Origin of the sequence: Flavobacterium limnophilum, from assembly GCF_027111315.2 — a bacterium.
Classification (GTDB): Bacteria; Bacteroidota; Bacteroidia; order Flavobacteriales; family Flavobacteriaceae; genus Flavobacterium; species Flavobacterium limnophilum.
The window spans coordinates 2,557,083-2,569,417 of record NZ_CP114289.2 but is presented as its reverse complement, the minus strand read 5'-3'; the positions used below and the strand labels follow the sequence as shown (position 1 = coordinate 2,569,417).

The 12,335-nt window shown below is 36.9% G+C and carries 5 protein-coding genes; 1 reads left to right on the top strand and 4 read right to left on the bottom strand.

All coding sequences use genetic code 11. From position 1 onward, the window contains the following. Positions 1-85: 85 nt before the first annotated feature. Positions 86-1,882 (top strand): translational GTPase TypA, encoded by a 1,797-nt coding sequence (gene typA, locus OZP13_RS10590; protein WP_281297115.1) that lies wholly within the window; start codon positions 86-88, stop codon positions 1,880-1,882. A 65-nt stretch (positions 1,883-1,947) separates the two neighbouring features. Here typA and OZP13_RS10585 read toward each other — a convergent pair whose 3' ends face one another. The 4 genes from OZP13_RS10585 to OZP13_RS10570 are packed head-to-tail and all read right to left on the bottom strand — an operon-like array spanning position 1,948 to position 12,193. Next, positions 1,948-2,367 (bottom strand): DUF2141 domain-containing protein, encoded by a 420-nt coding sequence (locus tag OZP13_RS10585; RefSeq protein ID WP_281297114.1) that lies wholly within the window; start codon positions 2,365-2,367, stop codon positions 1,948-1,950. A 59-nt stretch (positions 2,368-2,426) separates the two neighbouring features. Then, positions 2,427-4,877 (bottom strand): T9SS type B sorting domain-containing protein, encoded by a 2,451-nt coding sequence (locus OZP13_RS10580; RefSeq protein WP_281297113.1) that lies wholly within the window; start codon positions 4,875-4,877, stop codon positions 2,427-2,429. A gap of 2 nt (positions 4,878-4,879) precedes the next feature. Further along, positions 4,880-9,868, bottom strand: coding sequence for a T9SS type B sorting domain-containing protein (locus OZP13_RS10575; RefSeq protein WP_281297112.1), 4,989 nt, complete (start codon positions 9,866-9,868; stop codon positions 4,880-4,882). Between the two features lie 24 nt (positions 9,869-9,892). Continuing rightward, a complete protein-coding gene (locus OZP13_RS10570) occupies positions 9,893-12,193 on the bottom strand; it encodes a T9SS type B sorting domain-containing protein (protein WP_281297111.1) in 2,301 nt (766 codons plus the stop codon). Positions 12,194-12,335 lie beyond the last annotated feature (142 nt).

Here is a 12,335-nt window from a genome sequence, read left to right as displayed (position 1 = left end):
TAAAGTTATTAAACTGTAACTATTAAAATGTAAATATTTTTTATATGAAAATAAAGTGTACCTTTGCAACCTCAAAAAAATTCAGATGGAAGCTATTAGAAACATTGCAATTATTGCCCACGTAGATCACGGTAAAACCACTTTGGTTGATAAAATTATGTATCACTGTCATTTATTTCGTGACAACGAAAATACCGGTGACTTAATTCTTGATAACAACGACTTGGAACGTGAAAGAGGTATTACCATTACTTCTAAAAATGTTTCTGTGTTATATAAAGGAATAAAAATCAACATTATTGATACTCCTGGCCACGCCGATTTTGGTGGAGAGGTAGAGCGTGTATTGAATATGGCTGATGGTGTTTGCCTTTTGGTTGATGCTTTTGAAGGGCCAATGCCGCAAACACGTTTTGTGTTGCAAAAAGCACTTGACCTTGGTTTGAAACCTTGCGTTGTTATTAATAAGGTAGACAAAGAAAACTGTACTCCTGAAGAAGTTCACGAAAAAGTTTTTGACTTAATGTTCGAATTGGGTGCTGAAGAATGGCAATTGGATTTTCCAACGGTTTATGGTTCTGCCAAAAATAACTGGATGTCTGATGACTTCAATGTAATTACAGACAATATTGAACCATTATTGGATATGGTTATCAAAAATGTACCAGCTCCAAAAGTTTCTGAAGGAACTCCTCAAATGTTGATTACATCACTAGATTTCTCCGCCTTTACAGGTCGTATCGCCATTGGTCGTCTTGAAAGAGGTGTTTTGAAAGAAGGAATGCCAATTTCTTTGGTAAAAAGAGATGGAGCAATTACTAAGTCAAGAATTAAAGAATTGCATACTTTTGAAGGACTTGGTCGTAAAAAAGTGCAAGAAGTAATAGCTGGAGATATTTGTGCAATAATTGGAGTAGAAGGTTTTGAAATTGGTGACACCATTGCTTGTTTTGAAAATCCTGAAGGTTTGAAAACAATTGATATTGACGAGCCTACCATGAGTATGTTGTTTACAATTAATGACTCTCCGTTCTTTGGTAAAGAGGGTAAATTTGTAACTTCTCGTCATATTAGAGAGCGTTTGACAAAAGAATTAGAGAAAAACTTGGCAATGAAATTGGGTGAAACTGATTCAGCTGATAAATTTATGGTTTTTGGTCGCGGTGTACTTCACTTATCTGTTCTTATCGAAACAATGAGAAGAGAAGGGTATGAGTTGCAAATCGGTCAACCACAAGTTATCATCAAAGAAATTGATGGTAAAAAATGTGAGCCAATTGAGGAATTGACAATTGATTTACCAGAAACTCTTTCAGGTAGAGCTGTAGAGTTCGTTACCATGCGTAAAGGTGAAATGTTGAGTATGGAAACTAAAGGTGACCGTATGATTGTAAAATTTAATATTCCATCACGTGGAATTATTGGATTGCGTAATCAATTGCTTACCGCCACTGCAGGTGAGGCTATTATGGCACACCGTTTTATAGGATACGAACCTTACAAAGGAGAAATTGCCGGACGTAACAAAGGTTCATTGATTTCTATGGAAAAAGGAAAAGCGATTCCTTATTCTATCGATAAATTACAAGATCGTGGTAAGTTTTTTGTTGAACCAAATGCAGAAATTTACGAAGGTCAGGTAATTGGAGAAAACTCTCGTGGTGATGATATGTGTGTAAACGTAACTAAAGAGAAAAAACAATCTAACGTACGTTCTTCTGGAAATGATGAAAAAGCGAGAATTATTCCTCCGATCATTTTCTCTCTTGAAGAAGCATTGGAATACATTCAAAAAGATGAATATGTTGAGGTAACTCCAAAATCGATTCGTTTGAGAAAAATATATTTGACTGAAACAGATAGAAAAAGATTTAAAATCTAATTCAATTCTAAATTTCAATAGTTTAAATCCCAAATTCACGATGTGAATTTGGGATTTTTTTATGGCTAAAGCGCAGCATTCATTTTGATGCTGATTTTAGAATCGGCCGTAAAGGTAAATTTGGCGTCTTCATATTTGGGAGGTCCCATAAATCCTTTTGCATTATTTGAACAGGCAACAGCTTCTTTTGGCATTCCTATAAAATTTTTATCTAATTTGCCATTGTCGTTTTCGTCATGATACGCCATAAGACTATATTCTGTTTTGGGAATTTTAATAAAAGTAACAGTCGCAGTATTTGATTTGATAGCAGATGAAGCCGTTTTATAAGCCATCTTCAGAAATTTTCCTTTGGCATTGTATAATTCGACGGTGAGTAATCCGGTATTGTTTTTTAAACCCGTAACGGTAACGGTAAGAGTTGCGTTTTGGGCAAATCCAAAACTGCAAACAGCGAATAAAGTTGTGATGAAAAATTTTGACATTGTTTTTTTGATTGAAGTATAAATATTATTTTGGTAGTCAGTGGGAATTTGTTTATTTTTTATCTTTTCAAACTAAAATGCCCTTTGACTTCTCTTCCATCTTCTAGTTTTACGGTGTACCAATAATCATCAGTAGGTAATGGAATTCCGTTAAAAGTGCCATCCCATCCTTGGCTTTTTGGAGTAATTTGCTTGAGTAATTTTCCGTATCGGTCAAAAATATAAATGATGGATTTGGCGTTGAATGTAGCATTCGTCCCTTTTACGCTCCAATAATCATTGTATCCGTCGTTGTTTGGGGTGAAGATTTTTGGCAAACCAATGACTGCCATGGTTTTAGAAATGGTTCCGCAGCCATTTTTATCGTTAACAAATATATCGTGAATGCCAGCTGTAACATTAGTAAAGAAATTAGAATTTTGAAACGGCCCAAGAGGATTGTCTAAACTGTATTCGTATTTGCCCGAACCAGTAACATTTACTGTAACCGTATTTATATCTGCCATTTCAGTAATGTTAACGGATTTAATTTCTGCCACATTTGAAGGGGTGACTGCGATGGTTCTAACTTTGCTACAGCCAGCACTATTTAATACTTCTACAGTATAGTTCCCTTCGGTATTTATGTCAATGGAGTAAGCTGTTTGTTCTGGTAGAACAGTTCCGTTTTTAGACCAGATGTAAGTGTAATCTTCTGGTAGTCCTTCTAGTATTCCAGCATTGATTGGTACAAAAAGGGCTGGAAGATTGGAACAAACTATAGCGGCTGAAGTAATTTCTATTTGCGGTAATTTGTCCACTTTTAATTCAATTGGGCTGATGCCAAAACAATCATTTTTGTCTTCAACTCGAGCGTAAAGAATTTGATTAGAGGTAGTTTGATTGATGAAGTTTTGCGGATTTTTTATTGCGTTTTGCTCTAATAAGGCATCGGTAGAATTCAAGTAATACGCTATAGTCTGTGTATTTGCTATAGGTATATTAGCCTCGTTTAGGTCGAAAACATGTATTCCGTCTTCTAATCCATCGTCATCGCAAACAGGTTTTAAGGGATAGGTTTGCTCTGGAATTAAATTTACTTTTAATGTTAAATTATTGAATCTGTAGCATCCTGTAGCGGTATTTGTGACTTTGGCAACTATAGTTTGCGGATTGATAGTATTGACAAAAGTTGTTGGGAACGGGTTTGTGTTATTTATGGCATCATTATGATTTAAGAAAAAATCAACAGCAAGATTTTGTAGATTATTTGTTAGTGAAGAATTGGCTTCGCTTAAATTGAAAGTGCTAATTCCGTCAGGATTTAAACCAGTATCGCATTGAATTAATGATGCCTCGATCTTTTGTGGAAGCGGATTGACATGCAATTTAATTCTAGCCGTGGCAGGACACAACTCATTGCTATAAGCTTTTATGTAAATGTCTTGTTGATGGGCTGTTGTGTTGTGGAAAAACTGTGGCAACTCATTATGATTTGCATCGGCATCGCTTTGAGATAAATAATAGTTGATCGTATAAGTGCTCGTATCTTGATTTTTAAAAACCTCGGACGTAACTTTATTTAAATCAAAAATAGCTTTACCATTCGTATCGTCACCATCTGTAGCATCATCACAAATGTAAGATTCGGTTACAGGAAAACTTATTGTCTGGGTGGTATCAATTGTAAATTCAGAGGTACTGAAACAATCTGTTTTAGAATTAGTAATTCTTGTATAAATAGTTTGTGGATTTGACGAATTGACGAAAGATCTTGGATTTAAAATCGGATTTATATTGACTATTGCGTCATTTAGTTCCGTGTGGTAAGTTACAATTACATCATCCTGGTTTCCAATGATTATAGAGGTGTTTTTGGTTAGATCGAATGTGGTAGAAAAATCAGCAACGCCATCGGTATCACATTGATTCATATTTAATGTTGTGCTTATTGGAATCTTAATTTCGGGTGCATCATTGAAAGTGGCAGTTCCTGTCCATTGCAATGAAAAATTGCTATATCCGATAGGACGATCTATGACCAAAAAATAAGTATCTCCATCGGAAACTGTTAGCCATTTTACAAAACTATTTCCGTTAGGCCCAGGCCCTTCGGAGGTGTCGGTCTCATTTTCGTTCATTCCAGTGTAATTATTACTCTGATTGCTTGCTCTAGGATTTGTAGTAGAACAGCGTATAGATTGCCCAAGCGCATTGCAAGTAGCATTTGGTCCAAAAATAAAAAAATCAAAATCTTCGTTAATATCGGCACTTTCAGGAAGGAGCAAAAAGCCAAGTGTACCTCCTTTTTTAATAGCAATTTTTAACCAAATGGCGTTGTTTTCTTGGCTAGAGCAAGTATTGGTTTGGTCGGATAATTCTTGAATACCTATTCCGGTTACAGTAATTCCTGTAAAAGCTGAGTTTCCGCACGCTACAATGGCATCTGTACAGTCATTTTGTGCATTGCTTTTTGTGAATAGTGCCAAAAATAATAAAGCAAAAACTAATTTAGTATTGATCTGTATCATAACTATCTTTTCAAACTAAAATGCCCTTTGGCTTCTCTTCCGTCTTCTAGTTTTATGGTGTACCAATAATCGTCTCCAAGCATTGGAGCTCCGTTGAAAGTTCCGTCCCAACCTTCACTTGTGGCGGCAACTTGTTTGATGAGTTTTCCGTATCGGTCAAAAATATATATTATGGAATTGGGATTGAAAGTCGCATTTACCCCTTTTACATTCCAATAATCGTTGTATCCATCGTTGTTGGGAGTAAAGAATTTTGGCAAACCAACAACAGCTATAGTTTCATCAATTGTTCCGCATCCGTTTTTATCTCTTATATAAACCGTATGAATTCCAGCCGGAACATTGGTGAAGATGTTGGAATCTTGGAAAAAACTAAGGGATTCTCCTAAACTATATTCATAATCTCCGGTTCCAGTAGCAATAATGGTAACCATATTGATGTCGGCCATATCGACAATTTTAATAGTTTCGATATCTGCAATATTTGAAGCGGTTACTTTTATGGTTCTAATTCTGCTACAGCCAGATAGAGTTGTGACTTCTACAGTATAAATTCCCTCTGCGTTTACGTTTAAAGTGTAGTTAGTTTCACCAGGTAAAATGATTCCATCTTTTGACCAGATATAGTTATAGTTGCTTGTAGGAGAGTTATCTTGGATTCCTGCATCGAGTTGAACAAAGAAAGTCGGGTCGTTTTGGCAAACTAATTTATCCTCGCTTCCATCAGTGTTTAAATTAATTTTAGGTAGAGGATTTACTACAAATGGCAAAATTACCGAGGCTGTACAAGTCGTGTTTATTGGATTTTCCACGACAACCGTGACGTTTTGTGTTTCGGTAACAAATGGATTTGGCAACGGACTAGACAACGGATTTCCATTTGCATCGAAGTATTTTACCGTCATTCCAGTTTGTGTTCCCAGGATTGTAGATTGGAATGTGGTCGTGTCGAAAGCAATTTTTCCGTCTTGGGTTAAAGGATCTGATTCGTCATCACAAGTCGTTGTCAAATTCACAGGAACAGCAAAAGCTTCCGGCAAATCATCTACAATAAATTGAATGGTGGTTTCGTCAAAACATTTTTGGGTCGTGTTATTGGTTACAACAGCCTTTATGGTTTGCGAAGTTGAGAAAAAAGTTGCCGGAAAAGGGCTGGTCATCAATGCTCCGTTGGCATCTTTCAGCGGGTTGTTGGCAACATCAAAATAGGTCACGGTAACGGGAAACGACTGGTTGCTTCCCAACAAAGTGGTTTCTAAATTTGAAGTATCGAAAGGGAAAATCCCGTCTTGATTGTCGTCGCATTGTCTGAAAACAGGAACGGCATTGGCGAAAGGCAGTTTTTCGACAGTCAAAGTTACAAATGGTCCCAAGCCATAACAAGCATTGTTTATGTCGCTATCTATTCGAACCCAAATATTTTGGGTGTTTGGATAACCAATGTTTCTGTAATTTGAAATATCGGTAATGACATTGAGTTCAGCTAGGGCGTCAGCTTGGTTCCTGTAATAGGTTATGCTAAAATTTCCAGCTGGCAACAAAGCCTTGATGTCATTTGTAACGCTGCTTAAATTGAAAGTGGTAATTCCATCTCTTTTGTCGTTATTGGCATTGCTCAGTCCGTTTGTATCCAGAAAATCATCGCAATTTACAAAAGTTCGTTTGAAAGTAATTGGAATTTGCGTTGCCGAAACTTGTAAAGTAATTTGTGCGGTCCTGAAACAGCCATTTGTGTTCACCACTCTAGCCCAAACTGGCATTGTTACTGGTGTTGTGTTTGTAAAAGCCAATGGTGTACTGATTAGTTGTGTTGCATCGGCGGTATTGGCTCCAGCCAAAGTTTTGTAATACGTAAAAGTTTCGTTAGCTGAATTGCTTGAAATTATATTGTTTTTTACTGTTAGATTGAAGGTCGAAATTGCATCCAGATCGTCGTCACATTGTACTATCGTCACATTATTCACAACGGGTAAAGCATAAATGGTCAAGGTGGTTTCGGCCGAAGTCAATCCGCAAGAATTTCCTGTTTTGTTTAATAACACGCGATATTTGTATCCGTTCATCGCATTGGTAACGCCTATTATATTTAATGGATTTGCTGTTACGTCAGGATAAGTTGCATTGTTGGAAAGGTTGGTCCAGTTCACTCCATCAGTGGATAATTGCCATTGGTAAGTATTTCCTCCATTATCGACTAATGAAATTGTGGCGTTTTGTAATTCACAAGTTGGAGCCACATTGGGTTGCGTGGTTATTACGATAGGAGCAGCCGTGATGTAATTTGGATTCGGAATAGTGTAGGGAGCTCCAATAACGAGTCCTTTTGCGTCAACGGTTATTGGTGAATTTCCAAATTTTGCATCTCCATCGGCATCGGTAAATCCCGCTTCAATAACGTCGCTGCACAAATCTTGGTCGCTGTCTAAATCGCGGTAATTTCGGATTCCATCAGTATCCAAGTCATTTCCATTTTCTACCGAATCTAAAATTCCGTCATTGTCGCTGTCCAAATCCAAATAGTCTGGAATTCCATCATTGTCATTGTCAAAAGGCGTAAATCCGGGTTCGAAAGCATTGTCTATTCCATTAATGTTTGTGTCGGTATTTGATAAAGCCACCGAATTGTTTGCTTGGGCTTCTATTGCATCCTGGATTCCATCATTGTCGCTGTCTGGATCCAATTGGTCGGGAATTCCGTCTAAATCAGAATCTTTTGGAACACAGGGCGTGAAAAACTTTAAAGTTGACTTATTTGGTAAATCATCCAACAAATTTTTATGTGTAAAACTTATCGAATTGGCTAAATAAGTTTGGAATTTGAATGTGCCAGTGCCAGCTGCCAAAGGAGTTGTACTGTTAAGTCTAAATCGTATTTCGAAAGAAGAAAATTGGGTTACTCCACTTTCGTAAATGCCGTCGTAGTTGGTGTCAATTAATAATTGATTTGTTGGATTGAGCACCGTTATGGTTTTATTGATTTCTGAATTTACAACATATTCTGCATCCGCATTCAATAAATCGGAAGAATTTGCTGTCGAAGCATATTCTATTCCTACACTTATTGGCTGTGCAAAATTCATTGTATAAGTTGCACTATTTCCTTTTCCAGCAGGAACTTCGGATATAAAACTGCCATCTGAACTGCCAGTAAATGGGATTGCGCTTGCTGTTATTGAGGTTGAAACATTTCCTGTGAAGGAATTTGTATACGTTCCAACAGTAATATTTCCTGAATTTAAATTTGAAATATCGATATTTTGATTTCCATAAGATTCGGTACAATTTAGGATTCCATCATTGTCATTATCGACATCGATGTTGTCACAGGCTTTATCGTTATCTAAATCCGTAGGACATTCACTAACGGGAATTTTATCAGAAAAAACCTCACTCAAGCAACCTGAAATACTTCCTCTCACTTGATAAAAACCTGGAGAAGTTGGCGTGTATTGATTGCTTGTCTCGGCTGGGATTAACACATCATTTTTAAACCATTGAAAGGAATTATAAGCAGTTAAAGTGCTGATTTTTAAAACCACATCCGGAATGCAAGAAGAAGATGAACCTATTTTTATATCGGATATTATTTCGGGTTTAAGATCAAAACCTGAATAATAACCGCCATAGGTTGCTGCTCCACTTGAACCAAAATAAGAAACATAAATTTGTTTATTCGAGAAAGCACCAATATTACCTCTTAGACCTGTGATGCTATACACTTCAAAAGCGGGGTTGGCAACTACGGTTTTAAGAGTTGCTGTTACTCCAGGGGGAAGACTAGAAATGGGGTAATTTGTACCATCAATTCCTATTTGTAATGTTGCTCCACTTTCGGTAACGATATTTACACCGCTATTTGTTGTAAAAGACTGGGGAGCAATGCTTTCTAAGAATGGGATATTGTTTACAATGTTTGGTGTTGAGCAATTTAATGGTGGAACAAAAAACATTTCTTGATTGGCCTGACCAGAACCTCCAACACTTTGAAAAGCAAATGTTGGTTTTGTAGTTCTCACATACATATTTCCATTGGCTCCATACAAAGAGCCGTCTATAGCTAAATATTGTCCTGCATTTAATATAGTTGTGCTAACTTCGTTGATAAATACTTCGGTATTGTCTTCGTGAGCCACAATTAAAGGTCTTTCGGTGATGTTTAATCCAAAACCTCTTACAAAAATGTATTTGGTTTCATTTGAAGCACTATTTTTTATATTTTCTATTGGAACAATTTGGTCAAATCCCAAGTCCAAATTTCCATTGTTGTTACCATTAGTTCCTCCAAAAGAACCACAGTTGAAAGCAATGGGTTTATTCGATTTGACTAATGCGCCAATTAATCCGTCTTTGTTTGCAATACTGAGGTCTTCGATAGCCAAAATATAACTTTGCCCTCTGTTTAATGTAATACTTGGAGGAGTGTTTCCAACGCTGGGATTATTTAATAAAGTGACCCCCGGCTTGATGTCTTTGAATTCAACAAGAGTATTGTTTTCTGTGGCTAAAATGGATAAAAAAGTATATCGAGCTGGGCTAAAATCTGTTGTGGCAGTATTTATGAAGGCTCCAACTCTAAATTCTTTTCCTAATGCTGACATTCCTTTTGAAACTAATGAACCTGCTTGATTGTAGTTTCCTGCCAATACCCTAGCAGCAACATAAACCAAGCTTTCTGCTTCGATAATAAAACCCTTGTCGGAAAGAGGCGTGTTTAAAAAAACGCTGCTAGCCATTAGTTGCGTATCTGTTCCTGGGCCGATGGTGTAAACATAGGGATTATTTTGAGATACGGTAACATTGGTGATTCCTACTCCAATGGCATTGATTTTAACTTTTACGGGGGTTAAACTTGGGGTGGAAATATATAAATATTGCTCTTGTGCAGCGATAGAATTTGAACCTGACAATGGCGGTATGTAATGAGTCTTGCTAAACTGGGAAAAACAATTTATGGAAGCAAAAATAAAGAGTAAAATTAAAAACTTTTTCATTTGCTAAAAATAATAAAATATAAGCTATCTTTTCAAGGAAAAATGACCTTTTATTATTTTTCCGTCACCAAAATTGAGATGAAACCAGTAATCGTCAGCGGGTAATTCAGAATTGTTGAATGTGCCGTTCCAGCCTGAGCTATTGGCGTTAAGTTGTTTTAATAATTTTCCATACCGGTTGAAAACGCTTATGACGGCATCTGGAAATAAATCCAGATTTTTAATTTTCCAAAAGTCATTGTAGCCATCGCCATTTGGAGTAAAAAAACGGGGATAATCCAAAACATAAATTTGAAAAGGAGCAGATAAACCACAACCATTTTTATCTCGTGCATAAGCTAAATAATTGCCCGGAGCAATTCCTGTAAACAATGGATTGTCTTGAAAATATAATCCGTCAAGCGAAAATTCATAATTGCCAACACCTGTATATTCTATCAAAACAGAATTTTCGTTTCCTTCAAAATCATTTACCTTGGCAGCTGTAATTGTTGCAATTCCAGAACTTGTTACGTTGAATTTTTTTGTTTTCTCGCAACCATTTACATCGGTAACTTTTACGGAATAATCTCCAGAGGCAGTAACCTTAATCGAATTTGTCGTCTCGCCAGTATTCCATAAATAATTCGAATACCCGGAAGCCACATTTAAAGTTGTCGAGGAACCAATGCATAAAGCTGCCGCTTCATCCTGAAAATTGGCAGGACTAAAGGTGTTTACGACAAGGGTTATTGGAACAATTCCGTAACAATCGGCTCCGTTTACAATTTGGGCATAAATAATTTGTTGATTTGCTGTTGTATTCTTAAAAATATTGGGTAGCGTGTTTTTTTGCGAAACAGCATCCGTTGTATTCAGATAATATTCCACAATCATTCCAGCCGGTAATCCTGTCAAAACTTGTGGCGTTACTTGTGTATTTAAATCAAATTGATACAAACCATCTTGAACGGCATCGCCATCACAGGTCGAAACAGGATTTTGCGGTGCAATGCTGTTGTTTGCAATAACAAGACTAAGTTGGGCATAATTGGCACAGTTGAAAGTATTGGTAACTCTGGCAAAAAGGTTTGGAACTGTTAGTTTGTTGGTATAAGTAGCCGGATTTTGAATTGGATTAATTTTTCCCTGTGCATCGGATAACGATTCATAATAAACAACTGGACTTAAACTGGCATCATTATTTTTGATGATGTTGTCCGCTTTGGTCAAATCAAAAATGGTAACTCCGTCGCCATTGTCATCACATTGGGTTAGTGTTGTGTCGGTCAACAGAATTTTTGGAGCATATTCTATATTTATATTTCCGGTAGCACTACAAGTTGCAGGCGTAAAAATCACTTCCACACTATAAGCTCCAGTATCGGTAACGGTATAAAATGGTTTTGTTTCGCCTATTATTTCCACATTATTTTTAAACCATTTGTAAGCATAACTCGCCGGCAATTTTGTGTCGATGACTAGGCTTTCGCCAAAACAAACCGGGTTGTCCCTCAATCTATCGGGACCCAAATCTATTTTCGGGGCAAAACTTCCTGCTTTCAGGAAAACGGCCGAATCGTAATACTGGTTTTTATCATCGGCAATCACCAATTTAATATGATACGTTTTTCCTGCAACAACATTGGTTTGAGCATTCATGACAACTGTTTGTCCAGCATAATTTATTGGACTTGTAGCCGTGTTGTTTCCATTGTAATATATTTCATTTACTGCCGAACAACCTCCCAGAGGAGTAGCAGGGTGAATGTTTATGGATGAGACTGTAGTTGTTGTTCCGGGAATTACTGCCAGGTTTTGATAATTCGCAGGACTTCCTTTTTCTTTAATCAAAAAAGCAAATCCATCGGAATATTGGCAAGGGCTTTCGTCTTTATATTCATTGGAAGCAAAAATGTAATCAAAACTCAAGAAATTGGTCAAGGGCGTAAAATCGAATTCCAACGATGTGGCGTTTGTGGATGCAATTCCTATCGCCTGATTCAAATCCATATCACCTGACCAAGCACTATCATTTCCGTCACCTCTGTAAAAAACATAAGGCCCTTTAGAATTATTGGCTCCCCAAGTGCTCAAAAGCACTCCTTCTTTGAAAGGAAAACTGCCGCCGGCATTGGTAAAATAGCCATAACTATTTTGTCCAACGGGAGTTGTGTCGCCACTGGCAGCATAGTTAGAAACTGTTGCACAAGAACTGTTTACCAAAACATTTTCGACAAGTTGTTGAGCCGTATAAGAGTCGTCAACGGTAATGTTTTGCGCAGATACAATGATTGTATTGCAACAAATTAAGGCGAAAAATAATATGGTTTGAAACCGTTTCATAGTTATGCAAAGATACCACAAATCTGTATTTGTTTTTGAACTAATGAATCGTGACTTTTCAAGGACTGTGACGCTCTTTTTGCAATATAAAATGACAACTTTTTATGGGACAACTTGGTTTTAATAAATGATATTAATGTAA